This window comes from Streptomyces sp. NPDC102270 (assembly GCF_044766405.1).
GTDB lineage: Bacteria > Actinomycetota > Actinomycetes > Streptomycetales > Streptomycetaceae > Streptomyces.
This window is the reverse complement of record NZ_JBIWLX010000023.1, coordinates 114,194-140,817: the sequence shown is the minus strand read 5'-3', so window position 1 is coordinate 140,817 and position 26,624 is coordinate 114,194. Positions and strand designations below refer to the sequence as shown.

The 26,624-nt window shown below is 69.8% G+C and carries 30 protein-coding genes and 1 pseudogene; 12 read left to right on the top strand and 19 right to left on the bottom strand.

Features of this window, described 5'->3' with window-relative positions; all coding sequences use genetic code 11:
• Nucleotides 1-32: 32 nt before the first annotated feature.
• The 3 genes from folB to ACIRP7_RS38560 all read left to right on the top strand — a co-directional run bounded on the left by folB (nt 33) and on the right by ACIRP7_RS38560 (nt 1,554).
• Nucleotides 33-392 carry a dihydroneopterin aldolase gene (gene folB / locus ACIRP7_RS38570; RefSeq protein ID WP_403669445.1) on the top strand — a complete coding sequence of 120 codons (360 nt, stop codon included), beginning with the start codon at nt 33-35 and terminating at the stop codon, nt 390-392.
• Nucleotides 389-1,000: a 2-amino-4-hydroxy-6-hydroxymethyldihydropteridine diphosphokinase gene (folK, locus tag ACIRP7_RS38565; RefSeq protein WP_352387914.1), complete on the top strand. Its 612-nt coding sequence runs from the start codon at nt 389-391 to the stop codon at nt 998-1,000. The genes folB and folK overlap by 4 nt, the downstream gene beginning before the upstream one ends.
• A 68-nt stretch (nt 1,001-1,068) precedes the next feature.
• Complete coding sequence (locus tag ACIRP7_RS38560) at nt 1,069-1,554, top strand: DUF3180 domain-containing protein (RefSeq protein ID WP_403669442.1); 486 nt, start codon at nt 1,069-1,071, stop codon at nt 1,552-1,554.
• Nucleotides 1,555-1,566: 12 nt separating this feature from the next.
• Here ACIRP7_RS38560 and folE read toward each other — a convergent pair whose 3' ends face one another.
• The 6 genes from folE to dacB form a co-directional block, all read right to left on the bottom strand.
• Entirely contained in the window at nt 1,567-2,172 is a 606-nt protein-coding gene (gene folE, locus ACIRP7_RS38555) for a GTP cyclohydrolase I FolE (RefSeq protein ID WP_403669439.1), read from the bottom strand.
• A gap of 120 nt (nt 2,173-2,292) precedes the next feature.
• A complete protein-coding gene (gene ftsH, locus ACIRP7_RS38550; RefSeq protein ID WP_403669437.1) occupies nt 2,293-4,326 on the bottom strand; it encodes an ATP-dependent zinc metalloprotease FtsH in 2,034 nt (677 codons plus the stop codon).
• A gap of 185 nt (nt 4,327-4,511) precedes the next feature.
• Nucleotides 4,512-5,072 (bottom strand): hypoxanthine phosphoribosyltransferase, encoded by a 561-nt coding sequence (gene hpt, locus ACIRP7_RS38545; RefSeq protein WP_020122574.1) that lies wholly within the window; start codon nt 5,070-5,072, stop codon nt 4,512-4,514.
• A 52-nt stretch (nt 5,073-5,124) separates the two neighbouring features.
• Nucleotides 5,125-6,174, bottom strand: a complete 1,050-nt coding sequence (gene tilS, locus ACIRP7_RS38540) for a tRNA lysidine(34) synthetase TilS (RefSeq protein ID WP_403669434.1) — start codon at nt 6,172-6,174, stop codon at nt 5,125-5,127.
• 193 nt (nt 6,175-6,367) lie between these two features.
• A complete protein-coding gene (locus ACIRP7_RS38535; protein ID WP_352387904.1) occupies nt 6,368-7,495 on the bottom strand; it encodes a zinc-dependent metalloprotease in 1,128 nt (375 codons plus the stop codon).
• 65 nt (nt 7,496-7,560) lie between these two features.
• Nucleotides 7,561-9,201, bottom strand: coding sequence for a D-alanyl-D-alanine carboxypeptidase/D-alanyl-D-alanine-endopeptidase (dacB, locus tag ACIRP7_RS38530; protein WP_403669430.1), 1,641 nt, complete (start codon nt 9,199-9,201; stop codon nt 7,561-7,563).
• 79 nt (nt 9,202-9,280) lie between these two features.
• Between dacB and ACIRP7_RS38525 the strand changes: the two genes are divergently transcribed.
• Together ACIRP7_RS38525 and ACIRP7_RS38520 are read left to right on the top strand one after the other, a co-directional pair.
• The gene (locus tag ACIRP7_RS38525; protein WP_059209164.1) at nt 9,281-9,772 is read left to right on the top strand and encodes an inorganic diphosphatase; all 492 of its coding nucleotides are present in this window, start codon (nt 9,281-9,283) and stop codon (nt 9,770-9,772) included.
• 100 nt (nt 9,773-9,872) lie between these two features.
• A complete protein-coding gene (locus ACIRP7_RS38520) occupies nt 9,873-11,543 on the top strand; it encodes a threonine/serine exporter ThrE family protein (protein ID WP_403669427.1) in 1,671 nt (556 codons plus the stop codon).
• Between the two features lie 61 nt (nt 11,544-11,604).
• Here ACIRP7_RS38520 and ACIRP7_RS38515 read toward each other — a convergent pair whose 3' ends face one another.
• Nucleotides 11,605-12,438, bottom strand: coding sequence for a DedA family protein (locus tag ACIRP7_RS38515; RefSeq protein WP_403669424.1), 834 nt, complete (start codon nt 12,436-12,438; stop codon nt 11,605-11,607).
• A gap of 134 nt (nt 12,439-12,572) precedes the next feature.
• Between ACIRP7_RS38515 and ACIRP7_RS38510 the strand changes: the two genes are divergently transcribed.
• Nucleotides 12,573-12,938: a YbjQ family protein gene (locus ACIRP7_RS38510; protein WP_403669421.1), complete on the top strand. Its 366-nt coding sequence runs from the start codon at nt 12,573-12,575 to the stop codon at nt 12,936-12,938.
• A gap of 27 nt (nt 12,939-12,965) precedes the next feature.
• On the opposite strand, the gene ACIRP7_RS38505 is transcribed toward ACIRP7_RS38510, so the two are convergent.
• On the bottom strand, nt 12,966-13,727 hold the full coding sequence (locus tag ACIRP7_RS38505; protein ID WP_403669418.1) for a MerR family transcriptional regulator: 762 nt from the start codon (nt 13,725-13,727) through the stop codon (nt 12,966-12,968).
• Nucleotides 13,728-13,843: 116 nt separating this feature from the next.
• Between ACIRP7_RS38505 and ACIRP7_RS38500 the strand changes: the two genes are divergently transcribed.
• Together ACIRP7_RS38500 and ACIRP7_RS38495 are read left to right on the top strand one after the other, a co-directional pair.
• Nucleotides 13,844-15,127, top strand: coding sequence for an ion channel protein (locus ACIRP7_RS38500; RefSeq protein WP_403669415.1), 1,284 nt, complete (start codon nt 13,844-13,846; stop codon nt 15,125-15,127).
• Between the two features lie 30 nt (nt 15,128-15,157).
• A complete protein-coding gene (locus tag ACIRP7_RS38495; protein WP_403669412.1) occupies nt 15,158-16,564 on the top strand; it encodes a glutamate decarboxylase in 1,407 nt (468 codons plus the stop codon).
• Between the two features lie 63 nt (nt 16,565-16,627).
• Here ACIRP7_RS38495 and ACIRP7_RS38490 read toward each other — a convergent pair.
• The 5 genes and pseudogenes from ACIRP7_RS38490 to ACIRP7_RS38470 form a co-directional block, all read right to left on the bottom strand.
• Nucleotides 16,628-17,322 (bottom strand): annotated as a pseudogene (locus ACIRP7_RS38490) (ATP-binding cassette domain-containing protein).
• Nucleotides 17,323-17,402: 80 nt separating this feature from the next.
• A complete protein-coding gene (locus tag ACIRP7_RS38485; RefSeq protein ID WP_403669409.1) occupies nt 17,403-18,044 on the bottom strand; it encodes a PadR family transcriptional regulator in 642 nt (213 codons plus the stop codon).
• A gap of 18 nt (nt 18,045-18,062) precedes the next feature.
• A complete protein-coding gene (locus ACIRP7_RS38480; RefSeq protein WP_403669406.1) occupies nt 18,063-18,599 on the bottom strand; it encodes a DinB family protein in 537 nt (178 codons plus the stop codon).
• 113 nt (nt 18,600-18,712) lie between these two features.
• Nucleotides 18,713-20,173, bottom strand: a complete 1,461-nt coding sequence (locus ACIRP7_RS38475) for an aldehyde dehydrogenase family protein (RefSeq protein ID WP_403669403.1) — start codon at nt 20,171-20,173, stop codon at nt 18,713-18,715.
• Between the two features lie 141 nt (nt 20,174-20,314).
• Entirely contained in the window at nt 20,315-21,139 is an 825-nt protein-coding gene (locus ACIRP7_RS38470; protein ID WP_390000389.1) for a helix-turn-helix domain-containing protein, read from the bottom strand.
• A gap of 365 nt (nt 21,140-21,504) precedes the next feature.
• Between ACIRP7_RS38470 and ACIRP7_RS38465 the strand changes: the two genes are divergently transcribed.
• Entirely contained in the window at nt 21,505-22,005 is a 501-nt protein-coding gene (locus ACIRP7_RS38465) for an ATP-binding protein (RefSeq protein ID WP_403669400.1), read from the top strand.
• Nucleotides 22,006-22,096: 91 nt separating this feature from the next.
• Here ACIRP7_RS38465 and ACIRP7_RS38460 read toward each other — a convergent pair whose 3' ends face one another.
• The 6 genes from ACIRP7_RS38460 to rpmG form a co-directional block, all read right to left on the bottom strand.
• On the bottom strand, nt 22,097-22,339 hold the full coding sequence (locus ACIRP7_RS38460; protein WP_031042736.1) for a DUF397 domain-containing protein: 243 nt from the start codon (nt 22,337-22,339) through the stop codon (nt 22,097-22,099).
• A 531-nt stretch (nt 22,340-22,870) separates the two neighbouring features.
• Nucleotides 22,871-23,092, bottom strand: coding sequence for an ArsR/SmtB family transcription factor (locus tag ACIRP7_RS38455; RefSeq protein ID WP_403669397.1), 222 nt, complete (start codon nt 23,090-23,092; stop codon nt 22,871-22,873).
• A gap of 199 nt (nt 23,093-23,291) precedes the next feature.
• Complete coding sequence (rpsR, locus tag ACIRP7_RS38450) at nt 23,292-23,525, bottom strand: 30S ribosomal protein S18 (RefSeq protein ID WP_403669394.1); 234 nt, start codon at nt 23,523-23,525, stop codon at nt 23,292-23,294.
• The gene (locus ACIRP7_RS38445; RefSeq protein ID WP_403669391.1) at nt 23,525-24,703 is read right to left on the bottom strand and encodes a CobW family GTP-binding protein; all 1,179 of its coding nucleotides are present in this window, start codon (nt 24,701-24,703) and stop codon (nt 23,525-23,527) included. The genes rpsR and ACIRP7_RS38445 overlap by 1 nt, the downstream gene beginning before the upstream one ends.
• Nucleotides 24,703-24,960, bottom strand: coding sequence for a type B 50S ribosomal protein L31 (locus tag ACIRP7_RS38440; protein ID WP_403669389.1), 258 nt, complete (start codon nt 24,958-24,960; stop codon nt 24,703-24,705). Before ACIRP7_RS38440 ends, ACIRP7_RS38445 begins: the two co-directional genes overlap by 1 nt.
• 2 nt (nt 24,961-24,962) lie before the next feature.
• Entirely contained in the window at nt 24,963-25,127 is a 165-nt protein-coding gene (gene rpmG, locus ACIRP7_RS38435; protein WP_403669386.1) for a 50S ribosomal protein L33, read from the bottom strand.
• 62 nt (nt 25,128-25,189) lie between these two features.
• On the opposite strand from rpmG, the gene rpmB reads away from it, so the two are divergent.
• From rpmB to ACIRP7_RS38420, 3 genes are all read left to right on the top strand, one after another.
• Nucleotides 25,190-25,426 carry a 50S ribosomal protein L28 gene (gene rpmB / locus ACIRP7_RS38430; protein ID WP_403669384.1) on the top strand — a complete coding sequence of 79 codons (237 nt, stop codon included), beginning with the start codon at nt 25,190-25,192 and terminating at the stop codon, nt 25,424-25,426.
• Nucleotides 25,427-25,439: 13 nt separating this feature from the next.
• The gene (rpsN, locus tag ACIRP7_RS38425) at nt 25,440-25,745 is read left to right on the top strand and encodes a 30S ribosomal protein S14 (protein WP_403669382.1); all 306 of its coding nucleotides are present in this window, start codon (nt 25,440-25,442) and stop codon (nt 25,743-25,745) included.
• A 68-nt stretch (nt 25,746-25,813) separates the two neighbouring features.
• Nucleotides 25,814-26,314 (top strand): hypothetical protein, encoded by a 501-nt coding sequence (locus ACIRP7_RS38420; protein WP_403669379.1) that lies wholly within the window; start codon nt 25,814-25,816, stop codon nt 26,312-26,314.
• Nucleotides 26,315-26,624 lie beyond the last annotated feature (310 nt).

Below are 26,624 nucleotides of genomic sequence, written 5' to 3'. Positions count from 1 at the left end.
GGCCGTCACCGACGATTGCAGGAGTGATTCGCGTGGATCGTGTCGCGCTGCGCGGCCTGAAGGCCCGCGGGCACCACGGAGTGTTCCCCGAGGAGCGCAAGGAGGGCCAGACCTTCGTCGTGGACCTCGTCCTCGGGCTGGACACCCGGCCGGCCGCCGCCGACGACGACCTGACGAAAACCGTGCACTACGGCATCGTGGCGGAGGAGGTCGTGGCCGCCGTCGAGGGCGAGCCCGTCAACCTCATCGAGACGCTCGCCGAGCGCATCGCCCAGGTCTGTCTGAAGCACCAGCGGGTAGAGGAGGTCGAGGTCAGGGTCCACAAACCCGACGCACCGATCACCGTGCCCTTCGACGACGTGACCGTCACCATCACCCGGAGCCGAGTATGACCGCGTCCTTCGCCGCGGGTCACAGCGACCCGACCGTACAGCCGGTGCCCGCCTCCGTCGTGCAGCGGGTGGACGCCGCCGACGTCACCCTCCACAACCCCAAGCGCGCCGTGCTCTCCCTCGGTTCCAACCTCGGCAACCGTCTGGAGACCCTCCAGGGGGCCGTCGACGCCCTGGAGGACACGCCCGGCGTCCGCGTCAAGGCCGTCTCCCCGGTCTACGAGACCGAGCCGTGGGGCGTGGACGCCGACAGCCAGCCGTCCTACTTCAACGCGGTCGTCGTGCTGAAGACCACGCTCCCCCCGTCCTCCCTGCTGGAGCGGGCCCACGCGGTCGAGGAAGCCTTCAACCGGGTGCGGGACGAGCGCTGGGGCCCGCGCACCCTCGACGTCGACATCGTGACGTACGCCGAGGTGGTCTCCGACGATCCGGTCCTCACCCTGCCGCACCCCCGCGCCCATGAGCGCGCGTTCGTCCTCGCCCCCTGGCACGACGTGGACCCCGAGGCACAATTGCCCGGCCACGGCCCGGTCGCAGCACTCCTCGACACCGTCACGCGAAACGGCGTGGAACCCCGCAAGGACCTGGAACTCCGGCTGCCCGAATAGCCGTTAAGGTCAAGACGACCACAGTCCGTGGGACCGCCCAAGGACCTCGGGGGAGCTGAAGGGGCACCGTGAAAGAGCTGCACATCAGGCTGCTGGCCGGCGTGTTCGCCGTGGCCGGGCTCCTGTCCTGGGCGGGCGCCCGCCTGTGGAACTCGGTCGGGACCCTGCCCAGCGTCCCGCTGGCCGCCCCCATCGTCCTCGCCCTGATCGCCGTGGTCCTGATGGCCACGGCGCTCTCTCTGCGCGCCCGCCTGAAGGCCCAGCGCGAGCGCGTCCCCGAGGCGAAGGGCGTCGACCCCCTGATGGCGGCCCGCGCGGTCGTCTTCGGCCAGGCCAGCGCGCTGGTCGCCGCCCTGGTCTCCGGCATGTACGGCGGCACCGGCGTCTTCCTCCTGGAATCCCTCGACATCCCCGCCCGCCGCGACCAGGCCATCTACGCCGGCTTCTCGGTCCTCGCGGGCATCGCGGTGATAGCGGCGGCAATCTTCCTGGAGCGGGTGTGCAAGCTGCCGGAGGACGACGACCGCAACACCGGGGCCCCGTCGGCGGCCTGACAGGCCGAGCCGTCAGCGCGCCAGGATGAGGCTCATCGCCTCGTTCCGCGTCGCCGCGTCCCGCAGCTGACCGCGTACGGCCGAGGTGAGCGTCTTGGCGCCGGGCTTGCGGATGCCCCGCATCGACATGCACATGTGCTCGCACTCGATGACGACGATCACGCCCCGCGGCTCCAGGATCTCCATCAGGGAGTCCGCTATCTGAGTGGTGAGTCGTTCCTGCACCTGCGGCCGGCGGGCGTAGACGTCCACGAGCCGAGCCAGCTTGGACAGCCCCGTGATCTTGCCGGTGGTGGCCGGAATGTATCCGACGTGCGCGACGCCCCGGAACGGCACGAGATGATGCTCACAGGTCGAGTACACCTCGATGTCCTTCACGAGCACCATCTCGTCGTGCCCCAGGTCGAACGTCGTGGTCAGCACGTCCTCGGGCTTCTGCCACAGCCCCGCGAATATCTCCCGGTAGGCCCGCGCCACCCGCCCCGGCGTCTCCCGGAGCCCCTCGCGGTCCGGATCCTCGCCGACCGCGATCAGCAGCTCGCGTACGGCGTTCTCGGCGCGCTTCTCGTCGAACTCGCCGATGGAGCCCTCGCCGTCGAGCGTCACGGGGTCGGTCATCTGGTGCCTCGTTCCTAGAGTTCTCGCGGCCGAAAAACGCCGCGGCCCCCCAGGCTAAAACCTGGGGGGCCGCGGCATCCATTCCGGGCCCGGTGAGACCACCGGCGCGAAAGGTGAGCGTCAGCTCTCGGGGCGCTCCTCGGGAACGGCATCCGTGGCCTGCTCCGACGCGGTGGCCTTGGCGGTGCTGATCGCCGGGGTCGCGCCGTTGGCACCGTTCGTCAGTGCGAGCTCCCGGGGGGAGAGCACCGGCGGACGGGTGGAGGGCGTACGCCGGGAGGAACCGGTCCAGGCCGGCCGCGGCGGACGCTTGACGATGGGAGCGAAGATCTCGGCGATCTGCTCCTTGTTCAGCGTCTCCTTCTCCAGCAACTGGAGCACCAGCTGATCGAGGACGTCACGGTTCTCGACCAGGATCTCCCAGGCCTCGTTGTGCGCCGTCTCGATGAGCTTCTTGACCTCTTCGTCGACCAGCGCGGCGACCTCTTCCGAGTAGTCACGCGGGTGCGACATCTCGCGGCCGAGGAACGGCTCGGTGTTGTCGCCACCGAACTTGATGGCGCCGAGACGCTCGGTCATGCCGTACTGGGTGACCATCGCGCGGGCCGTTGCCGTGGCCTTCTCGATGTCGTTCGCGGCGCCGGTGGTCGGGTCGTGGAAGACCAGTTCCTCGGCAGCGCGGCCGCCCAGCATGTAGGCGAGCTGGTCGAGCATCTCGTTGCGGGTGGTCGAGTACTTGTCCTCGTCCGGCAGGACCATGGTGTAGCCGAGAGCACGGCCTCGGGAGAGGATCGTGATCTTGTGGACCGGGTCGGAGTTCGGGGAAGCCGCCGCGACCAGGGCGTGTCCGCCCTCGTGGTACGCGGTGATCTTCTTCTCCTTGTCCGACATGATCCGGGTCCGCTTCTGCGGGCCCGCCACCACGCGGTCGATCGCCTCGTCCAGCATGTGGTTGTCGATGAGCTTCCCGTTCGACCGGGCCGTGAGCAGCGCCGCCTCGTTGAGGACGTTGCTCAGGTCCGCGCCCGTGAAGCCCGGCGTCCGTCGGGCGACGGCCGACAGGTCGACGTCCGGAGCGACCGGCTTGCCCTTCTGGTGGACCTTGAGGATCTCCAGACGGCCCTGCATGTCCGGGCGGTCGACCGCGATCTGGCGGTCGAAGCGGCCGGGACGCAGAAGGGCCGGGTCGAGGATGTCGGGCCGGTTCGTCGCGGCGATGAGGATCACGCCGCCCTTGACGTCGAAGCCGTCCATCTCGACGAGCAGCTGGTTCAGCGTCTGCTCGCGCTCGTCGTGACCGCCGCCGAGGCCGGCGCCGCGATGGCGGCCGACCGCGTCGATCTCGTCGACGAAGACGATCGCCGGGGCGTTCGCCTTGGCCTGCTCGAACAGGTCACGGACTCGGGAGGCACCGACACCGACGAACATCTCGACGAAGTCGGAACCGGAGATCGAGTAGAACGGCACGCCGGCCTCGCCCGCGACGGCGCGCGCGAGCAGGGTCTTGCCGGTGCCGGGGGGGCCGTACAGCAGTACGCCCTTGGGGATCTTGGCCCCGACCGCCTGGAACTTCGCCGGTTCCTGGAGGAACTCCTTGATCTCCTGGAGCTCCTCGACGGCCTCGTCCGAGCCGGCGACGTCCGAGAACGTCGTCTTCGGGGTGTCCTTGGTGATGAGCTTCGCCTTGGACTTCCCGAAGTTCATGACCCGGGAGCCGCCGCCCTGCATCTGATTCATCAGGAACAGGAAGACGACCACGATGAGGACGAAGGGGAGCAGGGAGAGCAGGATCCCGACGAAGGCGTTCTGCTTCGTCGGAGAGACGGTGTACCCGTCGGGGATCTGCTTGTCCTGGAACTTGGTCTGCAGCGTGTTGGCGATGGTCACGCCCTGGTCGCCGATGTAGCTCGCCTGGATCTTCGAGCTGCCTTCGACCTTTTCGCCGTCCTTGAGCTCGACCTTGATGGTCTGCTCGTCGCCGGTGGTCAGCTTGGCTTGTTGGACCTTGTTGTCGGTGATCGCCTGGACGACCTGGCCGGTGTCCACCGTCTTGTAGCCGCCGGACGAGCCGACGACCTGCATCAACACGACCACGGCAAGGACGGCCAGCACGATCCACATGACCGGCCCACGGAAGTATCGCTTCACGTCCATCCATACGGAGCGGTGTCGCCCCGTCCCTCCTGCCATAGTGAGTTTGATAAGACAGTTCTTCTGACGGTACCCCAGCATTGTGGACCGAAGCCGCACGGGAGTGGCTGACGAACCCGTCTGCTCCCTCCAACGGCGCGAAACCCGCTGGGGTTCCCGATCGTCTTACAGGGCTTGGGCTATCTGGCTCAGCCGCCGTAGACGTGGGGCGCGAGCGTACCCACGAACGGGAGGTTGCGGTACTTCTCGGCGTAGTCGAGACCGTAACCGACGACGAACTCGTTGGGGATGTCGAAGCCGACCCACTCGACGTCGATGGCGACCTTGGCGGCGTCCGGCTTGCGCAGCAGGGTGCACACCTTGAGCGACTCCGGCTCGCGCGAGCCCAGGTTCGACAGCAGCCAGGACAGGGTCAGGCCGGAGTCGATGATGTCCTCGACGATCAGGACGTGCCGGCCCTTGATGTCGGTGTCGAGGTCCTTGAGGATCCGCACCACACCGGAGGACTGGGTGCCCGCGCCGTAGGACGACACGGCCATCCAGTCCATGGTGACGGGGGTGGACAGCGCCCGGGCGAGGTCGGCCATGACCATCACCGCGCCCTTGAGGACGCCGACGATCAGGAGGTCCTTGCCCGCGTACTCCGCGTCGATCTTCGCGGCGAGCTCCACGAGCTTCGCGTCGATCTCTTCCTTGGTGATGAGTACCTCTTTGAGGTCGGCACCCATGTCTTTCGCGTCCACCCGCATCACTTTCGGTCGTCCCACGAGCCGCCCGTCGCCCCCTTCAGGAGGCAGGGATTCAGCCTTGCCGAATCACCAGTCTGCCACCCTGCCGCTGGGCGACGACCTTGCCCGGGAGATTGATGACTCCCTGGCCGCGCCAGCCGGTGATCAGCCGGTCGACTTCCTCGATGTGGCGGGCGAACAGCGATCCGGCCGGGGCGCCTGCCTCGATGGCCGCCCGGCGCAGGATGCGGCGGCGCACGGCGGGCGGCAGCGCGTAGAGCTTGGCGCACTCCAGGAGGCCGGCGGCATCGCGTACGGAGGCCTCGGCCTGGCGGGCCCAGCTGTCGAGGGCGTCGGCGTCGTCGCGGGAGAGCTGGGCCGTACGGGCGAGGGCCTCGACGACTCCTTTGCCGAGGGCCTTCTCCAGGGCGGGCAGGCCTTCGTGGCGCAGCCGGGAGCGCGTGTAGGCGGGGTCGGTGTTGTGCGGGTCGTCCCACACGGGCAGCGACTGGACCATGCAGGCCTTGCGGGCGGTCTGCCGGTCGAGTTCCAGGAAGGGGCGCCGGTAACGGCCGTCGGCCCCCGAGACCGCGGCCATGCCGGACAGCGAGCGGATGCCGGAGCCGCGGGCGAGGCCGAGCAGGACGGTTTCGGCCTGGTCGTCGCGGGTGTGGCCGAGCAGGACGGCGATCGCGCCATGGCGTTCGGCCGCGGCGTCGAGGGCGGCGTAGCGGGCGTCCCGCGCGGCGGCCTCGGGTCCGCCTTCGCGGCCGACGCTCACGGCGGTGGACTCGACGGGGTCCAGGCCGAGTTCGCGCAGCCTGAGGACGACTTCCTCGGCGCGCAGGTCGGAGCCGGGCTGGAGGCCGTGGTCGACGGTGATGCCGCCGGCGCGGATGCCGAGCTTGGGAGCCTCGAAGGCGAGGGCGGAGGCGAGGCCCATGGAGTCGGCACCGCCGGAGCAGGCCACGAGCACGAGCGGCGACGGCGGGCGCTGCCCGGCAGAAGCATGATGGGCGTCAGAGGCGTGATGGGCGTCAGAGGCGTGATGGTCGTTGAGGAGGTCGTGGAGGACGCGGCGGACCGCCAGGCGTATCGCCGCGACCGCAGGATGGGGACCCATGTCCGGTTCCCTTCATGAAGTTTTCGGGGGGTGAGCCCGAGGTTCGGTCACTCAGAGTGTGTAGATGGTGACAGAACCGGGGCGTTCCCCGAGCATTGCACGCCTACCCATCGCTCACGGTCCCTCGGACGGGTGATTGAAGGGGCGTTCGCCTGCCGTCGGCCGGATTCCTCTCACGACGTCCGTACGCGGTTCACGACTCGGCCTTGCGGTGCACCCGCGCGACCCAGTCCGCCGGTTTGGCGATCTCCGTCTTGGTCGGGAGTGTGTTCGGGGAGGTCCACACGCGGTTGAAGCCGTCCATGCCGACCTGGTCGACGACGGCCCGCACGAAGCGTTCGCCGTCGCGGTACTGCCGGAGCTTGGCGTCCAGGCCGAGCAGCTTGCGCAGGGCCATGTCCAGGCGGGAGGCACCCTTGGCCCGCCGTTGCTGGAACTTCTCACGGATCTCGGCGACGCTCGGCACGACGGCCGGGCCCACTCCGTCCATGACGAAGTCGGCGTGGCCCTCAAGGAGGGACATCACGGCGGTGAGGCGGCCGAGGATCTCCCGCTGGGCGGGGGTCTGCACGATCTCCACGAGCGAGCGCCCGCCGTCGTCCTCGTCCTCGCCCTCGGGCCGTCCGCCGGCGAGCGACTGGGCGGCCTCCCGGATGCGCTCCAGGACCGTCATGGGGTCGACCTCGGTCTCCCCCAGGAACGACTGGATTTCGCCCTCCAGGTGGTCGCGCAGCCAGGGCACGCCCGTGAACTGGGTGCGGTGCGTCTCCTCGTGCAGACACACCCACAGGCGGAAGTCGTGGGGCTGGACGTCGAGTTCGCGCTCCACGTGGACGATGTTCGGGGCGACCAGGAGGAGTCGGCCGCCGCCGTTCTCCCCGGCCGGGAGTTCGCGGGTGGCCGGGGCGAAGGTCTCGTACTGGCCGAGGACGCGGGACGACAGGAACGACAGCAGCATTCCGAGTTCGACGCCGGTCACCTTGCCGCCGACGGCCCCGAGGACCGCGCCGCCGGGGGTGTTGCCACGCCGCTCCTGCATTTTCTCCAGAAGCGGTTTGAGGATCTCCCTGAACCCGGCGACGTTCGCCCGGACCCAGCCGGGACGGTCGACGACGAGGACGGGTGTGTCGTGGACGCCTTCCGTCCCCATCCGGGTGAAGCCGCGGACGTGTTCCTCCGAGGCCTTGGCGTGCCGGCGCAGTTCCGCGACGACGGCCCGGGCCTCGTCGCGGCTCACGTCGGGGCCCGGCCGTACCAGTCGGGTCGCGGTCGCCACCGCGAGATTCCAGTCGACCATCTCGGCACCACCGATGCTCGTCATGCGTCAACCGTACGTGAGCGCTCCCGCTTGGGGCAGGCCGCGCGGGCGGGGAAGCGGACGCCGGGTCAGCCGCAGCCGCAGGCGGCCAGCGCCGAGGCCGTGCGGTCCAGCGCGCTCTGCGCCGCCCCCGGGTCCGTCGTGTCCGAGGCCAGGAAGGCGAAGGCCAGCAGCCGGCCGTCCCGGTCGACGACCGTCCCCGCCAGGGTGTTCACGCCGGTCAATGTGCCCGTCTTCGCCCGTACGACGCCTGCCGCGCCGTCGGTGTAACGGCTGCTCAGAGTGCCGGTGAAACCGGCCACCGGGAGGCCGGTGAGGACGGGACGCAATTCCGGGTGGGCCGGGTCGCCCGCCTTCACCAGGAGGGAGGTCAGCAGGTTCGCCGTGAGCCGGTCGGCGCGGTCGAGTCCGCTGCCGTCGTGGAAGTCGGCGCCGGCCAGCGGGAGTCCGAGTTTCCGCAGCCGGTCACGAATTGCTTTGCCGCCGCCCTCGAAGTCGGCGCGCTGCTTGTCGGCCAGGGCGGTCTGGCGGGCGAGGGCCTCGGCGATGTCGTTGTCGCTGTTGGTCAGCATGCGTTCGACCAGGGCGGACAGGGGCGGTGAGGAGACCTCGGCGAGGTCCTCGGCGCGGCCGGTCGCCTTGGAGGGGCCGGGGGACGTCGTCCTGATGCCGTCGTCCCCGAGGAACCGCGCGAACGCGCGGGTCGCGTCCGTCGCCGGGTCGCTCACGCGCGCGACGGGGCCGCTCGCGGAGTCGTCGGTGCGGGCCTCGTCCACCATCAGGGCGCTGACCGGGGCCACGTTGTCGTTGACCCCGATCGGGTGGATCTCGGGGCCCGCGTAGCGGGTCTTGTCGTAGGAGAGCGTGACGGTCGTGATGTGCCGCTTCTTGAGGGCGGCGGCGGTCTCCCGGGCCAGTTCGCGCAGGCTCGCCCAGCCTCCCCCGTCGTCCGCGCGGGCGGTGAGCGTGGGGTCGCCGCCGCCGACGAGGACGAGTTCCCCGGTGTCGGATTCCAGGGCCGCGCGCGTGGTGAGGCGGTGGTCGGCGCCGAGGGCGGACAGGGCGGCGACGGCGGTGGCGATCTTCGTGGTGGAGGCGGGGGTCAGCGCCGTGTCGGCGCCCGTGCCGTAGAGCCGCTTGCCGTCGGCGACGTCCACGACGACGGCCGTGCGGCGGGTGCCGAGGGCCGTGTTGCCGAGGAGCGGCCCCAGGACGTCGGCGAGGGCCTTGCCGGTCGGCGCGGACTTCACGGTGACGACGGCCGGGCCCAGGCCGGTGAGGACGGACGCGGCGCTCGGGGCGGGACGCGGGGCCGTGGCCGACGTACCGGAATCACCGCCGTGATCTGCGCCACCCGGTTGCTCCAGTGCGACCGCCCGGTCCCGCTCGGCCGTACGCTGACCCGAGGAGTCCCACGGACCGGCGGCGGTCGCCACGGTGGCGGCCAGCGCCAGACCGGCGCCGGCGGCACCGGCGGTGTACTGCCAGGTCTTGGCGGTCTTCGGCCTGCTCACCCCGGCAAGCCGTGTGACCTGCGGTTTCACAGCTTCGACGGTCCGTGCGAGATACGGCCGTACGGTGTCCGTGGCCCGGGTCAGTCCTGGTCGTACGGCGTCCGCGGCGCGTGCCAGACGCGGTCGTACGGCGTTCGCGATCCGCGTCACCCGCGGTCCCGCGGCCCGCCAAGGCCTCAGTTCAGGCACGACCAACAGCCCCTTTCGCGATCACACACCTGCGTGAGGGACACTTAACCACCAGAACTATGTGTTGATCATGGAGGAGTCACCGGTGGAGTTCGACGTCACGATCGAGATCCCGAAGGGTTCGCGGAACAAGTACGAGGTGGACCACGAGACCGGTCGGATCCGCCTGGACCGTCGACTCTTCACCTCGACCGCCTACCCGACCGACTACGGCTTCGTCGAGAACACCCTCGGCGAGGACGGCGACCCGCTGGACGCGCTGGTCATTCTTGACGAGCCGACGTTCCCGGGCTGCCTCATCAAGTGCCGTGCGATCGGCATGTTCCGCATGACGGACGAGGCGGGCGGCGACGACAAGCTGCTGTGCGTCCCGGCGACGGACCCGCGTGTCGAGCACCTGCGCGACATCCACCACGTCTCCGAGTTCGACCGCCTGGAGATCCAGCACTTCTTCGAGGTCTACAAGGACCTGGAGCCCGGCAAGTCCGTCGAGGGTGCCGACTGGGTCGGCCGCGTCGACGCCGAGGCCGAGATCGAGCGGTCCTACAAGCGCTTCAAGGACTCGGGCGGCCACTGAGCCTGTGTCACGGACGGGCCGCACGCACACGCGTGCGGCCCGTTCGTATGCCCGCGCATACTGAGGCTTACGGAATGTGTCGTTCAGGGAGCGTTACTCAGTGACGGAGGCGGAGCACCGCAAGCCGCAGTCGGACGAGGCCAGGAGTTTTTACGACTCCGAGATCACGTCCGAGTTCGCCCTTCCCGACGGGCTCGCCGTGCCGAGAACCGTCGTCGGCGGCGAGCCGGAGACCACGTCGGAGTTCGCGGTGCCGAAGGGACTGGACGTCCCGCAGCCGTCGGTGGCGGAGCCGGAGGGGTCGGCGTTCAGTACGCCCCGCACCTACAGCGCGAAGGACGCGCCGCCCGCGTTCACCCCGCCGGCCGGCATACCGGTGGTCAGTCTCACCAAGGACGTGCCCTGGCAGGACCGGATGCGCACGATGCTGCGGATGCCGGTGGCCGAGCGGCCCGCCCCGGAGCCGGCGCAGAAGACCGAGGACGATGCCGGCCCGGCCGTCCCGCGCGTGCTCGACCTGACCCTGCGGATCGGCGAGTTGCTGCTCGCGGGCGGTGAGGGCGCCGAGGACGTGGAGGCGGCGATGTTCGCCGTCTGCCGGTCCTACGGCCTGGACCGCTGCGAGCCCAACGTCACCTTCACACTGCTGTCGATCACGTACCAGCCGTCGCTCGTGGACGACCCCGTGACGGCCTCCAGGACGGTGCGGCGGCGCGGCACCGACTACACGCGCCTCGCGGCCGTGTTCCAGCTCGTGGACGACCTCAGCGACCCCGAGACGGCCATCTCCCTGGAGGACGCCTACCGGCGGCTCGCGGAGATCCGCCGCAACCGGCACCCGTATCCGACCTGGGTGCTCACCTCGGCGAGCGGGCTGCTCGCGGGCGCGGCCTCGATCCTGGTCGGCGGTGACCTGCTGGTGTTCGTCGCGGCCATGCTGGGCGCGATGCTCGGCGACCGGCTGGCGTGGCTGTGCGCGGGGCGGGGGCTGCCGGAGTTCTACCAGTTCACGGTCGCCGCGATGCCGCCCGCCGCGATCGGGATCGCGCTGACGCTGGCCCATGTGGACGTGAAGGCGTCCGCGGTGATCACCGGTGGGCTGTTCGCGCTGCTGCCCGGGCGGGCTCTGGTGGCGGGCGTCCAGGACGGCCTGACCGGCTTCTACATCACCGCGTCGGCCCGGCTCCTGGAGGTCATGTACTTCTTCGTGGGCATCGTGGTGGGCGTGCTCGTGATGCTCTACGTCGGGGTGCAGCTGGGGGCGCATCTCAACCCCGACGAGGCGCTGTCGACGGTTTCGCGGCCGCTGTGGCAGATCGCGGCGTCGATGCTGCTGTCGCTGACGTTCGCGGTGCTGTTGCAGCAGGAACGATCCACCGTGCTGGCCGTCACGCTGAACGGCGGTGTCGCGTGGTGTGTGTACGGCGCGATGCACTACGCCGGCGAGTTCTCCCCGGTCGCCTCCACGGCCGTGGCGGCGGGGCTGGTCGGGCTGTTCGGGCAGTTGCTGTCCCGGTACCGGTTCGCGTCCGCGCTGCCGTACACGACCGCGGCGATCGGGCCGCTGCTGCCGGGTTCCGCCACGTACTTCGGGCTGCTGTCGATCGCCGGGAGCAAGGTCGACGAAGGGCTGGTGTCCCTGTCGAAGGCGGCGGCTCTGGCCATGGCCATCGCCATCGGGGTCAACCTGGGGTCGGAGATCTCCCGGCTGTTCCTGAGGGTCGGTTCCGCGGGGAAGCGGCGGGCCGCGAAGAGGACGCGGGGGTTCTGAGAGCCGGTGACCGCGGGCTCGTCGTGGTCGGCCGCGCAGTTCCCCGCGCCCCTTGGAAGTGTCAGTAGCCCTCGTTGTAGGGGTACTGCTGGTTCTGCTGCCCGTACTGCTGCTGGTTGCCGTATCCCTGGGGGTACTGCTGGGCGCTGGGCTGCTGCTGACCGTAGTACTGCTGAGGCGGCTGCTGCTCGTCGCTCGACGGGATGCGGCGGAGCTGGGTCGTCGCGTCGTCCATGGGCTGGTACGGCTGCTGGGGCGGGGCCTGGGCCGCCGCCTTCTTCTTCTTGGAGCGCTCGCGCAGGTACTCGATGAGGATCGGGACCACCGAGACCAGGACGATCAGGATGAGGATCGCCTCGACGTTCTTCTTGATGACGTCGATCTGGCCGAGCCAGTAGCCGGCGAGGGTCACGCCCGTGCCCCAGGCTGCGCCGCCGATGATGTTGTACGTCAGGAAGGTGCGGTACTTCATCCGGCCGGCGCCCGCCACGATGGGGGCGAAGGTGCGCACGATCGGCACGAAGCGGGCCAGGACGATCGCCTTGGGGCCGAACTTCTCCATGAACTCGTTCGCCTTCTCCAGGTTCTCCTGCTTGAAGAGCCTGGAGTTGGGGCGGCTGAAGAGCCTCGGGCCGAAGAACTTGCCGATCATGTAGCCCACCTGGTCGCCGAGGACGGCGGCCAGCACGATGAGCGCGCACACCAGCCACAGCGGCTGGCTGATGAAGTTCCCCTCGGCCACGAAGAGACCCGCCGTGAACAGCAGGGAGTCACCCGGCAGGAACGCGAAGAGGCCTGACTCGGCGAAGACGATCAGCAGGATGCCGGGGAGGCTGAAGGTCTGGATCAGATAGTCGGGGCTGAGCCACTCGGGGCCGAGCGCGAGCGTGGTCACGGGATTGTGGCTCCTGCGTGTGGGGATCGGGGCGGGGACTGGCTGCCCTCAAGTATCAACGCAGCCGTGGTGGCCCAGGTTCCATGGGCGTCCTCAGGATGCACTGTGCGCCGTCCGGGACAAAGCTGTGAGCCATGGGTATTGACGAATACGGCGGCGGCCAGGGGCCTCGGCCCGACGTGCTCGTGGTGACGACGAACGACGTGCCCGGTCACCGGGTGCAGGAGGTGCTGGGTGAGGTCTTCGGGCTGACCGTGCGCTCCCGTCACCTCGGCAGTCAGATCGGCGCCGGGCTGAAGTCGATGGTCGGCGGCGAGCTCAAGGGGCTCACCAAGACGCTGGTGCAGACCCGCAACCAGGCCATGGAACGGCTCGTCGAGCAGGCACGCGCGCGTGGGGCGAACGCCGTGCTGATGTTCCGCTTCGACGTGACCGAGGCGGCGGACCTCGGCACGGAGGTGTGCGCCTACGGCACGGCGGTGATCCTGACCCGGGAGTGACCCGTACGGGGTCCCGGGCCAGGACGGTCACGAGGTGCGGCGGGCGGCGTTGGCGAGGATCGCGTCCTTGAGGTGCTCGGCCAGGCCCTCGCGCATCGAGTCGTAGTACGCCGTGAAACGCTCGTCGGAGACGTACATCTCCGCGAGACACGTGTGCATCTCGTACGGGCACTCGAAGTACCAGGTGCTGATGTGCCGACGGTGTTCCTCGGCCATGTCCATGGCGCGTTCGCCGGTCGGGGGTTCACCGGCGGCCATCAGGGCCGTGTAGCGCTGCTCCCAGTCGTTCACCGCGGCGGTGATGCGCTTCCAGTCGTCCTTGGTGTAGCGGGCCGCGCGGCGCTGCGACTCGGCGTAGATCTCCGTGCCGCCCCACCGCTGTTCCGCCTCCTCGGCGTACTGCTCGGGGTCCTTGTCGCCGAACACCTCGAACTTCTCCTCCGGCGTGAGATCGATTCCCATCGTGCGTGCCTCCATGGCGTGCTCCACGGCCGCCGCCATCTTCTGCAACTTCTCGATCCGGGCGGTCAGCAGCTCGTGCTGCCGGCGCAGGTGCGCGCGTGGGTCCGTGGCCGGATCGTCGAGCAGGGCGGCGACCTCGTCGAGCGGGAAGCCGAGCTCCCGGTAGAACAGGATCTGCTGCAGCCGGTCGAGGTCGGCGTCGCTGTAGCGCCGGTGGCCCGCGTGGCTGCGCTCGCTGGGCACGAGCAGGCCGATGTCGTCGTAGTGGTGCAGTGTGCGCACGGTGACGCCGGCGAAGCCCGCGACCTGTCCCACGGAGTAGCTCACTTCGTCCGCTCCCTTCTCGGTACGCGCTCCACGGTGGCTCCTCACGCCACGTGAGGTGCAAGTCCGTAGGGACACCTCCGGATGTTCCGCCCGTTTCGTCCGCTTATCGTGAGTTCGTGGCCCAGGACACCGCGCAGCAGGCATCCGCCGCCCCGGCGACCCCGGCGCGCGCCCTGCTGCCGCTGATCCTCCCCGCTCTCGTCGTCGGGGTGGCCGCGAGTCTGCTGTTCCTCGGGGTGAGCGCGGCGGCCGAGCAGCTCCAGCACGTGCTGTGGCGGAACCTGCCGGACGCACTGGGGGTGGGCCGGTACTCCGTGCTGTGGATGCTGGTCATGCTCACCGCAACCGGGGTGGCCGTGGGTCTGGTGGTGTGGAAGGCGCCCGGGCACGCCGGTCCGGATCCGGCGACCACCGGTCTGGACGCTCCCGTGCTGCCGCCTGCCGTGCTGCCGGGGCTCCTCCTGGCGACCGCGCTGATGCTCGCGGGCGGGCCGAGCCTGGGGCCCGAGAACCCGATCATCGCGGTGAACGTGGGGCTCGCCTTCTGGCTGGGGCGCAGGCTGATCCCACGGATGCCGCGCGCACTGTGGCCGGTGCTGGCGGAGGCGGCGACGATCGGCGCGCTGTTCGGGACGCCGGTGGCGGCGGCGCTGGTGATCTCCGAGGCACTGGCCGGCCGGCAGCTCAAGGGTGCTCTGTGGGACAACGTCTTCGGCCCGTTGGTGGCGGCCACGGCCGGCGCCTTGACGACCACTCTGGTGGCCGAGCCGAGTTTCGACCTGCATCTGCCCGCGTTCGGGCTGCCCGGCTGGGGCGACCTACTGGCGATGCTGGTGATCGCGTCGGCCGCCGCGCTGCTCGGCATGGCGGCCGTGCTCGCCCTCCCGTACGTCCACGGCGCGTTCGCGCGGTTGCGGCACCCGATGCTGATGCTGCCGGTGGGCGGGCTCGTCCTGGGGCTGCTGGCGGCCGTGGGCGGCCATCTGACGCTCTTCAAAGGGCTCGACGAGATCGGGGAGCTGGCTGCCGATCCCGACGGCTGGTCGGCCGGGCAGTTCGCCACCATGACGGTCGTGAAGCTGGCCGCGCTGCTCGTCGCCACCTCCTGCGGCTTCCGGGGCGGGCGGATCTTCCCGGCCGTGTTCGTCGGCGTCGCCTTCGGGCTGTGCGCGCACGCGCTCGTGGACGCCGTGCACCCGGCCGTCGGCGTGGCGGCCGGAGTGCTGGGCGTGTTGCTCGCCATCACCCGACAGGCCTGGGTGAGTCTGTTCGTCGCCGCCGTGCTGGTGGCCTCGCCCACGATCCTCGCGCTGCTGTGCACCGGCTCCCTCGCGGCCTGGCTGCTGGTGACGGGGCGGCCGCAGATGCAGTTGCGCGAGGACGGAACCCCAGTCCGCTGACCCACGTTGATCCCTTCAGGAGGCACACCCATGCCACTGCACAAAGGACCAGAGAAGCCCGACGAGCGCCCGTTGTCCGTCAATCCCTTCTACGGCGAGGCCGATCCGGTCGGCGGCATGACCGAGGCCCCTCCCAAGCACCGGCTCGCCACCGCTCCCCTGCCACCGTCGACCGCCTACCAGGTGGTCCACGACGAGCTGATGCTCGACGGCAACTCCCGGCTGAACCTCGCCACCTTCGTCACGACCTGGATGGAACCGCAGGCCGGGATCCTGATGGGTGAGTGCCGGGACAAGAACATGATCGACAAGGACGAGTACCCGCGCACCGCCGAGCTGGAGCGCCGCTGTGTGGCGATGCTCGCCGACCTGTGGAACGCGCCGGATGCCTCGGCGGCGGTGGGCTGCTCGACGACCGGGTCCAGTGAGGCGTGCATGCTCGCGGGCATGGCGCTGAAGCGGCGCTGGGCGCAGCGCAACGCCGACCGGTACCCGGGTGCGCGGCCCAACCTGGTCATGGGGGTCAACGTCCAGGTCTGCTGGGACAAGTTCTGCAACTTCTGGGAGGTCGAGGCCCGTCAGGTGCCCATGGAGGGCGACCGCTTCCACCTCGACCCGCAGGCCGCCGCCGAGCTGTGCGACGAGAACACCATCGGGGTCGTCGGCATCCTCGGCTCCACCTTCGACGGCTCCTACGAACCCATCGCGGACCTCTGCTCGGCTCTGGACGCCCTCCAGGAGCGCACCGGTCTGGACATCCCCGTGCACGTCGACGGCGCGTCCGGCGCCATGGTCGCGCCCTTCCTCGACGAGGACCTGGTGTGGGACTTCCGGCTGCCCCGTGTGGCATCGATCAACACGTCCGGGCACAAGTACGGGCTGGTCTATCCCGGGGTCGGCTGGGCGCTGTGGCGGGACAAGGAGGCCCTGCCCGAGGAGCTCGTGTTCCGCGTGAACTACCTGGGCGGCGACATGCCGACCTTCGCGCTGAACTTCTCCCGCCCCGGCGCCCAGGTCGTCGCGCAGTACTACACCTTCCTGCGGCTGGGCCGCGAGGGCTACCGGGCCGTGCAGCAGTCCACGCGGGACGTGGCCCGGGGCGTCGCCGACCGCGTGGAGGCACTCGGCGACTTCCGGCTGCTGACCCGCGGCGACGAACTCCCGGTGTTCGCGTTCACGACGGCCCCGGACGTCCAGGCGTACGACGTCTTCGACGTCTCCCGGCGGCTGCGTGAGCGGGGCTGGCTCGTGCCGGCGTACACCTTCCCGCCGAACAGGGAGGACCTGTCGGTACTGCGGGTGGTGTGCCGCAACGGCTTCTCCGCCGACCTTGCCGAACTGTTCGTGGAGGACCTGGAGCAGTTGCTGCCCGAACTGCGCCGGCAGTCGCACCCGTTCACCAGGAACAAGGAAGCGGCGACCGGCTTCCATCACTAGGGCCCTGGGCCCGGCGGACGCGGCAACGCCGCTGGGGCCCGAGACCAACCGGCTCCAGCGGCTCTAGCGGCTCAGCCCGGCGAACCTGCGGACCGCCGGCCGAAAGAAGACCGCCAGCAACACCACCGCCGCCCACACGTGCCCCGGTTCGCCGCCCGGGCCGCCCACCAGGTCCCGGACCGCCGTTGCCGTCTGGGACATGGGGGTTCCAGTCGACGACCGTGCCCAGCCGGCCGGGCCATGGAGTCGGGGGTCGCGAACGCGTTGGACAGGAAGCCGACCGGCCAGACCAGGATCTGCACGGCCTGCACCATCTCCGGTGTGCCGGCGACCATCGCGAGGTGGATGCCGATCCAGAGCATCGCGAAGCGGAAGAGCAGCAACAGGCCCACCGCGGCCAGGAGTTCGTCGGCACGCACGCGCGCGTGGCGGGCGCCCAGGTGGTAGAGGCGGCCGGCATCTCCAGGATCTGGCGGCCGCCGAGCTCCTCGTCGAGGGCCGCGTGCTGGCCGAGCAGGCCGATGCGCAGCCGTACGTCATAGGCATCGCGCTCCACGTCATGGCCCGCCACCTCGGCGCGGCCCTCGTCCGGGCGCAACAGCCTGGACAGGACGCGGACCAAGGTGGTCTTTCCCGCGCCGTTGGGGCCGAGCAGGCCGTGGACGCTGCCGCGCGCGACCCTCAGGTCGAGCCCGTCCAGGGCGGCCTTGTCGCCGTACCGCTTGCCGCAGGCCTTCCGCGACGATCACGTCGGTCATCGGGCACCCTCCAGGACCAGGATCTAATCAAACTTGACTACCTTCAAAGCAACGCCGCCAACCACACTCGTCAAACCTGATTAGCCAGAGTCCCCGGGATGCGGCTCCCCCGTCGCGTACGGGTTCTCCTCGCCCTCGGCCAGGACACCGACGAACGGGTCGCCCTCCCCCGCGAAGGTGTACGCCCCGCCCTCGATGCGGGCGATGAGCCCCTGGGTCCACTCGGCCTCGGCGTCGGCCGTGTGGAGCCAGAGGTTCATGATCTCGCCGATGTGGCCGAGCTGTTCCGGACCGTCCTCGGGGACGTAGTGCTCGGTGACCGAGGACCGCCACGCCTCGATCCCGCGGATCCGCTCCTTGAGCAGCGCCACGGCTTCGGCGCGCGGCAGTTCGACGATGAAGCCGATGGCGGCCGACTTGACGTCCATCTTCTGGTCGTACGAGGTCAGCGCCTCGCGCACCAGCCGGAAGCACTCCTCGGTGCCGGCCTCGGTGATCTCGTACTCCGTGCGCGGGGGACCGCCCGCGGTGGACGGCGCCGTCTCGTGCTCGATCAGCAGTCCCTGCTTCGCCATCTGTTTCAGGGCGTGGTAGATCGAGCCGGGCTTGGCGTTGGACCACTCGTGCGCGCCCCAGTACTCCAGGTCGTTGCGCACCTGGTAGCCGTGGGCCCGCCCGTGCTGGCGGACCGCGCCGAGCACGAGAAGTCGGATCGCTGACATGCGGTCCAGGTTATGGCCTCACTTTTCGGCGAGCGCCACCAGCTCGAACGCGGTCTTCCCGTCGAGGGACTCGCGGATGATGTCGGCGTGCCCGGCGTGGCGAGCCGTCTCACGGATCAGGTGCAGCAGCACCCAGCGCACGGAGACCCGGCCCTCGGGCGGGAACCAGGGCTGGTCCGGGAGCGGGAAGGTGTCGTCGAGGCTCGGCACCGAACGGGCGAACGCCTCCGTCTCGGCGGCCACCTTCTCCCAGTACGCCAGCTGCGAAGCGACGGTCTCGTCGCCGACCAGGGCGAAACACTCGTGCCAGTTCGACGGCTCCCGGCGTACGGCCGGCTCCTCGCCCTTGGCGCGGGCGATCCAGCCCTGCTCGGTCTCGGCGACGTGCTTGATCAGCCCGGCGAGGGAGAGCTCGCTCGCGCTGGGCCTGGTGGCGGCCTGCTCGTCCGTCAGTCCGAGCACCGACCGCCGGATCCCGCCGCGCTGTTCCTCCAGGAAGGCCAGAAGCGCTCCGCGCTCGTCGCCGTACTTCTCCGCGGGAACGTGAGTGACCATGACAGCCGCCTTTCGTCGGACTCGGGGGCCTTCCCCCGACACCCACGAAGCTACGGCCCCTTCAGGACAGGTGCTGTCCTGAAGGGGCCGTGGCGGCGGTCGTTCTCGGCGGATCAGAAGGGGAAGGCGCTGCGGCCGTGCTGGACCGAGATCCACTTGGTGGTGGTGAAGGAGTCCAGCATGGTGTCGCCGTTCAGGCGGCCGATGCCGGAGTGCTTCTCGCCGCCGAAGGGGACGATCGGCTCGTCGTGGACGGTGCCGTCGTTGACGTGGAACATGCCGGTGTCGATCTGCTTGGCGAAGGCGACACCGCGCTCGATGTTCGCGGTGTGGACGGCGCCGCTGAGGCCGTACGGGGTGTCGTTGACCAGGCGGACGGCCTCCTCCTCGCCGTCGAAGGTGACGAGGAGGGCGACCGGGCCGAAGAGCTCCTGCTTGAGGAGGGGCGAGTTCGCCGGGAGGTCCGTCAGGACGGAGGGCTCGACCAGGTTGTCCGTCCTGGTGCCGTGGATCAGCGCGGTCGCGCCCTCGGCGAGCGCCTGCTCGACGGCGCCCGAAATGGCCTCCGCCTGCGAGGAGTTGATGACCGGTCCGATGACCGTCTCGGGGTCGCGCGGGTCGCCGGCCTTCAGCGTCCGCACCTTGGCGACGAACTTCTCGGTGAACTCCCCGGCGACCGTACGGTCGACCAGGACGCGGTTGGCGGCCATGCAGACCTGGCCCTGGTGGACGTAGCGGCTGAAGACGGCGGCGTCGACCGCGTAGTCGAGGTCGGCGTCGTCGAGGACCACCAGGGCGCTGTTGCCGCCCAGTTCGAGGACCGAGCGCTTGAAGTTGGCGGCGCAGACGGTGGCCACGTGGCGGCCGACCTTGTCGGAGCCGGTGAAGGAGATGACCTTCGGGACCGGGTGCTCCAGGAAGGCGTCGCCGATCTCGGCGATGTCGGTGATGACGACGTTGAGCAGACCGGCGGGCAGCCCGGCGTCCTCGAAGATCTTCGCGACCAGGGAACCGCCGACGATTGGCGTGTTCTGGTGCGGCTTGAGGACGACGGCGTTGCCGAGCGCGAGCGCGGGGGCGACCGACTTGATCGACAGCAGGAAGGGGAAGTTGAAGGGGCTGATCACGCCCACGACGCCGACCGGGACGCGGTAGACGCGGTTCTCCTTACCGTCCACCGGCGAGGGGATGATCCTGCCCTCGGGGCGCAGCGACAGGTTGATCGCCTCGCGCAGGAACTCCTTGGCGAGGTGGAGTTCGAAGCCGGCCTTCAGGCGGGTGCCGCCGAGCTCCGCGATGATCGCCTCGGAGATCTCCCCCTCGCGCTCCTCGATCAGCCGGAGCGCCTTCTCGAACACCGCGCGGCGGGCGTAGGGATTGGTCTCGGCCCACTTCTTCTGCGCGCGGGCGGCGGCCCGGTACGCCTCGTCGACCTCATCGACCGTGGCTATCGTGATCGACGCCAGCTTCTCGTCGTCGTACGGGTTGAAGTCGATGATGTCCCAGGAGCCGGTGCCCGGGCGCCACTCACCGTCGATGTACTGCTGGGCCAGGTCGGTGAAGTACGACGACATGTGATCCCCAAATCACTAGCAGACACACGATCAACGTCACGGTCTGATCACACGTCATCGTACGTGCGCGATACGCCAGTTGGGCACACTGAGCAAACTTCCGGGGAGAACCCTCGGGGGGTCGGTGGAGATCCCGCGCGCTCAGGAGAGCTGGAGGAGGCCGCGCAGCAGATCCCGGCTCTCGCCAGGGCCGGGGCTGTCCTGCTGGAGTTCCTTCATCGCCTTCTCGTACTGCGTGACGTCCTCGCGCTTGTCCAGATAGAGCGCGCTGGTGAGCTGCTCCAGGTAGACGACGTCCGTCAGGTCGGACTCGGTGAAGCTGAGGATCGTGAAGGCGCCGCTCTCGCCGGAGTGCCCGCCGAAGCCGAACGGCATGATCTGCAGCCGTACGTTGGGGCGTTCGGAGATGTCGATGAGGTGCTGGAGCTGACCGCGCATCACCTGGCGGTCGCCGTACGGGCGGCGCAGGGACGCCTCGTCGAGCACCACATGGAACTCGGGGCCGCCGTCGTCGGCCAGGTACTTCTGCCGCTCCAGGCGCAGCGCGACACGCTTCTCGACGTCCGCCGCGCTCGCGCCCTTCATGCCGCGCCGCACCACTGCACGTGCATACGCCTCGGTCTGCAGCAGGCCGTGGATGAACTGCACCTCGTAGACGCGGATGAGGGAGGCCGCGCCCTCCAGACCCACATAGGTGGGGAACCAGCTCGGCAGGACGTCGGAGTAACTGTGCCACCAGCCCGCGACGTTGGCCTCGCGGGCGAGGGAGAGGAGCGAGGCCCGCTCCTGCTCGTCCGTGATGCCATACAGCGTCAACAGGTCTTCCACGTCACGCGTCTTGAAGCTCACCCGGCCCAACTCCATCCGGCTGATCTTCGACTCGGACGCGCGGATCGAGTAGCCCGCCGCCTCGCGCGTGATGCCCCGGGCCTCACGCAGCCGCCTGAGTTGCGAGCCGAGCAGCATCCGCCGCACCACCGATCCGGGCTCTCCCGCGCTCACGTTCGCCAGCCTCCCCAACGTCTTCAGGGGCCGAAGTCTGCCACTAAAACACTCCGAGCAGTACTCGTCCGATTACAGATATGGAAAGAAGCCAAAGATTCTGCGCAGCACCGAGACAGGTAGAGAGGAGGAAGAGGCAAGAACCTGTAGAGAAGATGGCGGAAAAAATGGCCAACAAGCGGTACGGGTAGGGCTAATTCGGTCACGTGCACGTGCATCTGCACCTTGCATCTGCATCGCTCATCCGAAACCATGGTCCCGCGCAACCGCTGCATCGCAACGACCGCGAGTTCCCGGGAGTGCCTCGCATGGGGATGAATGGATCGACCATGCTCGAGCCGTTACGGCAGGGCCTTCCGCCGCTGGATCCCGCGGCCGTGTCCGACGCCGCCTCCTGTTCCCTGCCCGCCCGCTACGAAGCGGTGGGCGACGCACGGAGGTTCACTCGCAGAACGCTCGACCAGTGGGAACTGAGCGACCACTTCGACGACATCTGTCTCGTCGTTTCCGAACTGGTCACCAACGCGCTGCGGCACGCGATGCCGGCGAACAGCGTGCACACGGTGGAGCACAATCCGCCCGTGCGGCTGCACTTGATGCGGTGGACCGGACGACTGGTCTGCGCGGTGCGCGATCCCAGCCAGGAGAGTCCGGTCGCCCGCGATTCCGAGGACTTCTCGGCGGAGTCGGGACGCGGACTGTTCCTCGTCGACTCCTTCAGCGACAGCTGGGGATGGCATCCGATGGCGGGAACACTGGGCGGCAAGTTGGTCTGGGCGCTGTTCCGGCTCCAGCCGCACGCCGGGCCGACCGCGGGTTCCACCGAGTGATGCACCGCGACGCTTTACGAGGCCACGATTCTACGCGCGTTACACGCTGCGCTGTGGCGCTCACCCCCGGTCACCTGTAGGTGGCCGGGGTTCAGCCCGCTATCAGGTGGTCGAACTCGCCGTCCTTGATGCCGAGAAGCATCGCCTCGATCTCCGCGCGGGTGTAGACGAGCGCGGGGCCGTCCGGGAAGCGGGAGTTGCGAACGGCAACTCCGCCGTCCGGAAGGCGCGCGAACTCCACGCAGGAACCCTGCGAGTTGCTGTGCCGGCTCTTCTGCCAGGCCACCCCGCGCAGATCCGTGGCCGTCATGCCGTTGTACACGTCGAGGTCCACAGGTCGCTCCCCGGTGGTGCGGTGGCCCTTGTGGCCAGTGATGCAGTGGTCAACTGGTCCGGATCATAGCTCTGTTCACGTGCAGATGCATGAGCAGATGCACGTGCACGCGGGGTGTTCCCGTGGTTACAGATGTGACGCCGGGGGCGCTTGATACGTTCCATTGTGTGCCCCGGTGCCCGCGTCACATGCGTCCGCCAGTCCCCGTCCATGATCGTCCGGGCCATCGGCTGAGCGGGATCGTCGGGATCGAATCCCTCGTGCACTAGGAAGAGACGCGTACCGGGCCCTTACTGTTCCACGTTCCATGTGACGGTCCGGTGCGCGGAGTTGGCCGGATCGGGGTCGGGTCACCGGAGGCTCGGCGTCCGGTGCGGCTCGAAGGAGGGAAACTCCACGTCGCCGGTGCCGGAGAGGTGAGCTGGGCGGCGGGACGGAGGCCGTGGTGAATTGGAGTCCCGCCTTGAGCCGGCACGCCTCCGGCTCTTGCATCTGCCGCTGCATGAGCAGTTGGGGCTCGGTGAGGGCACGTCAGACCTTGGCGGGCGGGGCCGCCTCCAGTCGATTGATGTGCTGCCGGCCGGAGTGCTGCCCGGAGACGAGGCCGGCCTCGCACAACGCCCTCAGGTGCTCGGACAGGCTCGGGCGCCGCATGGCGAAGTGGCCGTCGGCCAGAGCCTGGACGGGCTGCGGCCCACCGTTATGCACCAGTCGCCGCACCTCGCGGCCTACGGCGCTCGCGAGTGTGGGCAAGACGCGGTCCGGCGTCAGCGCCGGTGGTCCAGGCCTCGACGGTCTGGTGCGGTCACGTCGGCCTTCCTCGCAGGCCGCGTCGAGGTCGGGCGTGGCCAGCATGACCCTCCGGGCCGAGCTGGGCTCGGCGGTGACGGTCAGACCGAGGACGTCGGTGATTCCCTGCGCGTCGACCGTAGGGAATCACCGACCTGGCTGCTCACCTGCTGGAGTAGGGCAGCAGTGCCATCTCGCGGGCGTTCTTGATGGCGCGGGCGAGCTGTCGCTGCTGCTGGGCCGACACGCGGGTGACGCGGCGGCTGCGGATCTTGCCGCGGTCGGAGATGAACTTCCGCAGCAGGTCGGTGTCCTTGTAGTCGATGTAGGTGATCTCGGCCGCGTCCAGCGGATTGGGCCGGTTCTTGGCGGGCTTGCGGTCGGGCTTGCGAGGCATCAGACCTCCAGGAGGGTGTCGAAGGCGGGCGGCAGGCGTTTCCAGGCGTCGCGCCCCGCGGTGTACTCGGCGTCGGTCAGCAGGCAGGACTCCAGGAGACGTTCGAGTCCGTCGCGGTCGAGGCCGGGCGAGGTGAAGACGAGGTGCTGGCAGCAGTCACCGTGCTCGGGGTGCCAGTCCGTCGCGGCGGCCGCCCGGCGTACCGGCGGGACCATGTCCCAGGCCGCGTCCGGGAGCGAGGCCAGCCACGGCCCGGCGCTCTCCACGCACAGGGCACCGCCCGCCGCGTCCCAGTGCAGCAGCACGTCAGGCTTGTCGGCGAGCCAGAACCGGCCCCGACTGCGGGCGGCCGCGCAGGTGATGTCCTCCAGCGCCTCGTACAGCCGCTCCGGGTGGAAGGGCCGACGCCGGTGCCAGACGAGCGTGGCGACACCGTGCGCCTCGGCCTCGGCGGGCAGCAGGGCACAGGCGGGATGCTGGGCCGCCGCGGCGGCCTCCACGTCGAACCCGGCGAGGGCGGCACGGGCGAGGGATGAGTGCGCGCGGTGCCGTACCGGATGGCGGGTGCCCGCCTCGTCGGTCGGTTCGCCGTCACGGATCGGCACCCGGTGGGCCGTCGGGTGGAGTTGGGTGAGGAGTTCGTGGTCCTCCTCGTCGGCCTCCGGGGAGTCGAGGACGGCGAGGACGGGGGCGTACTCCAGCTGGCGGGCGAAGGTGTCGGCGACCGTGCGCTGGTCGGTGGCGGCGGCGGCGAGGCCGCGGTCGGCGAGGTCGTCGCCGTTGCCGAGGAAGGGCAGGACGAGGGCCGGGTCGACCGCGGTGATCACGCCGGTGACCGTGAGCCCGGCGGCCGCGACCACCTCGGCCATCGCCTTGGGCTCGACGGAGTCCCACAGCTCGACGACCGCGAGGCGGAGCGTCCCGGCCGCGTCCAGGCGGCGCAGCTCCGGGACCAGGTCCTCCCGGAGCGCGCAGCAGGCGCAGTCGTTGACCAACGGTGTCTCGCCTGCGGACAGGATGCCGGTGGCGTCGCGGACCGTCCGTACGACGGTGCCGGCCGCCGCCGTCGCCAGGTCGTGGTGGAGGACGGCGCTGCCCGGCACGTCGGCGAGCAGCTGCCCGACGGCCGCCTTGCGCGCGTCGGCGTGCAGCCCGCCGACGATCACGACGGAGAGCATCAGCCCTGCTTTCCGTACCGGCGCTCGAAGCGCTCCACGCGGCCTGCGGTGTCCAGGACGCGGGCCGTGCCGGTGTAGAAGGGGTGGCTGACGTTGGAGATCTCGACGTCCACGACCGGGTAGGTGTGGCCGTCCTCCCACTCGATCGTCTTTCCGCTCGCCGTCGCCGAAAGGGTCGAGCGGGTGAGGAAGGCGTGGTTCGCGGCACGGTCACGGAAGACGACCGGGCCGTAGGACGGGTGGATTGCCTCGCGCATGGTCAGCGCTCCTCTCGGAAGTCGACGTGGCGGGCGACGACCGGGTCGTACTTCCGCAGGGTCATTCGGTCCGGGTCGGTGCGCCGGTTCTTGCGGGTCACATAGGTGAAGCCGGTCCCGGCGGTGGACCGGAGCCTGATGACCGGGCGGAGTTCGTTGCGTGCCATGCTGCTATCTTACTGAAAATGAATTCCATTTACATCCCCGCTCCGAGAGAGGTGCATCACCCGTGTCCGCCCACTGCATGCTGACCGGCGCCCAGCCGGGCTTCGGCAACCGCATCTCCCACTCCCACCGGCGCACTTCGCGCCGCTTCGACCCCAACATCCAGTCCAAGCGCTACTGGCTGCCGAGCGAGGGCCGGTACGTGCGGCTGCGACTGAGCACCAAGGGCATCAAGACCGTCGACTCGATCGGCGTCGAGGCGGCCGTGGCGCGGATCCGCGCGCACGGTGTGCGGATCTGAGGGGAGCACCGGTATGGCGAAGAAGAGCAAGATCGCGCAGAACGTGAAGCGTCAGGAGGTCGTCGCGCGGTACGCCGTACGGCGGGCCGAGCTGAAGGAGATCATCCGCAGGCCGTCGTCCACGGACGCCGAACGGCTCGCGGCGCGGGAGGAGTTGCGGCGGCAGCCGCGGGACGCGAGTGCCACGCGCGTGCGTAACCGGGACCAGGTGGACGGGCGGCCGCGCGGCTACTTCCGGGCCTTCGGACTGTCCCGGGTGGGACTGCGGGAGCAGGCGCACGCGGGCTGTCTGCCGGGTGTCCGCAAATCGTCCTGGTAGCACTCACGGGTACCCGCTGGTAGCTTGCTGCGGTCGTCTGGCCGACCGCTACAGCTTGGGAGCTTCCAGTGACTTCGGCGATCTTCTCGCGCACCGTGTCGGGTCGGCGGGCCGGGCTCGTGGCCGCGGCTCTGGTGGGCACGCTCGCCCTGACCGCGTGCAGCGGCGGGGGCTCGGACGACGACACGTCGCCCAGCTCCAACGCGCCGGTGTCGCCCTCGGCCTCCCCTTCCGGCGACACCGGCGGTACGTCGTCCTCGGCGTCCGGCAAGGTCGCGGGCAACTGGCTGGCCACCACCCGCGGCAAGGCGGTGGCGCTTCTGGTCAACGGCGACCGGGCCGGGCTCTTCGTCACCGGCGGCACGGTGTGCAGCGGTACCGCGAGCTCGGACACGATCCGCCTCAAGTGCTCGGACGGCACCACGGACCGGGCCGACGGGACGGTCGAGTCGGTGGACAAGACCACGCTCAAGGTGAAGTGGACGGGCGGAATCGGCACGGAGACCTACACCCGCGCGGAGGGCAACAATCTGCCGAGCGGGCTGCCTTCGGCGGGGCTCGGGTCGTAGGGGGCGTCGGGTCGCAGGCGGCCTCGGGTCGTCGACGGGCCTCGGCGCAGGCGGGCCTCGGTCTCAGGCGGGCGACGGATTCCAGGTGCGCGGCGGATTCCTGGCGGTCGCGGATCTCAGGCGGTCGCGGACCGTAGGCGAGCCTCGGGTTCGTAGAAAAGCCCCGCTCTCAGGCGAACCCCGGATTCCAGGCGGTCGCCGATCTCAGGCGGCCGCGGATCTCAGGCGGCTGCGGACCGTAGGCGAGCCTCGGGTTCGTAGAAAAGCCCCGCTCTCAGGCGAACCCCGGATTCCAGGCGGTCGCCGATCT

What these genes read in the sequence shown, in the direction of transcription:
- folK (WP_352387914.1), top strand. Translation starts at nt 389, where the DNA reads ATGACCGCGTCCTTCGCCGCGGGTCACAGCGACCCGACCGTACAGCCG.
- folE (WP_403669439.1), bottom strand. Translation starts at nt 2,172, where the DNA reads ATGACCGACCCCGTGACGCTCGACGGCGAGGGCTCCATCGGCGAGTTC.
- ftsH (WP_403669437.1), bottom strand. Translation starts at nt 4,326, where the DNA reads ATGGACGTGAAGCGATACTTCCGTGGGCCGGTCATGTGGATCGTGCTG.
- hpt (WP_020122574.1), bottom strand. Translation starts at nt 5,072, where the DNA reads ATGCGGGTGGACGCGAAAGACATGGGTGCCGACCTCAAAGAGGTACTC.
- tilS (WP_403669434.1), bottom strand. Translation starts at nt 6,174, where the DNA reads ATGGGTCCCCATCCTGCGGTCGCGGCGATACGCCTGGCGGTCCGCCGC.
- ACIRP7_RS38535 (WP_352387904.1), bottom strand. Translation starts at nt 7,495, where the DNA reads ATGACGAGCATCGGTGGTGCCGAGATGGTCGACTGGAATCTCGCGGTG.
- ACIRP7_RS38510 (WP_403669421.1), top strand. Translation starts at nt 12,573, where the DNA reads ATGGGTATTGACGAATACGGCGGCGGCCAGGGGCCTCGGCCCGACGTG.
- ACIRP7_RS38495 (WP_403669412.1), top strand. Translation starts at nt 15,158, where the DNA reads ATGCCACTGCACAAAGGACCAGAGAAGCCCGACGAGCGCCCGTTGTCC.
- ACIRP7_RS38485 (WP_403669409.1), bottom strand. Translation starts at nt 18,044, where the DNA reads ATGTCAGCGATCCGACTTCTCGTGCTCGGCGCGGTCCGCCAGCACGGG.
- ACIRP7_RS38480 (WP_403669406.1), bottom strand. Translation starts at nt 18,599, where the DNA reads ATGGTCACTCACGTTCCCGCGGAGAAGTACGGCGACGAGCGCGGAGCG.
- ACIRP7_RS38475 (WP_403669403.1), bottom strand. Translation starts at nt 20,173, where the DNA reads ATGTCGTCGTACTTCACCGACCTGGCCCAGCAGTACATCGACGGTGAG.
- ACIRP7_RS38470 (WP_390000389.1), bottom strand. Translation starts at nt 21,139, where the DNA reads ATGCTGCTCGGCTCGCAACTCAGGCGGCTGCGTGAGGCCCGGGGCATC.
- ACIRP7_RS38465 (WP_403669400.1), top strand. Translation starts at nt 21,505, where the DNA reads ATGCTCGAGCCGTTACGGCAGGGCCTTCCGCCGCTGGATCCCGCGGCC.
- rpsR (WP_403669394.1), bottom strand. Translation starts at nt 23,525, where the DNA reads ATGCCTCGCAAGCCCGACCGCAAGCCCGCCAAGAACCGGCCCAATCCG.
- ACIRP7_RS38445 (WP_403669391.1), bottom strand. Translation starts at nt 24,703, where the DNA reads ATGCTCTCCGTCGTGATCGTCGGCGGGCTGCACGCCGACGCGCGCAAG.
- ACIRP7_RS38440 (WP_403669389.1), bottom strand. Translation starts at nt 24,960, where the DNA reads ATGCGCGAGGCAATCCACCCGTCCTACGGCCCGGTCGTCTTCCGTGAC.
- rpmG (WP_403669386.1), bottom strand. Translation starts at nt 25,127, where the DNA reads ATGGCACGCAACGAACTCCGCCCGGTCATCAGGCTCCGGTCCACCGCC.
- rpsN (WP_403669382.1), top strand. Translation starts at nt 25,440, where the DNA reads ATGGCGAAGAAGAGCAAGATCGCGCAGAACGTGAAGCGTCAGGAGGTC.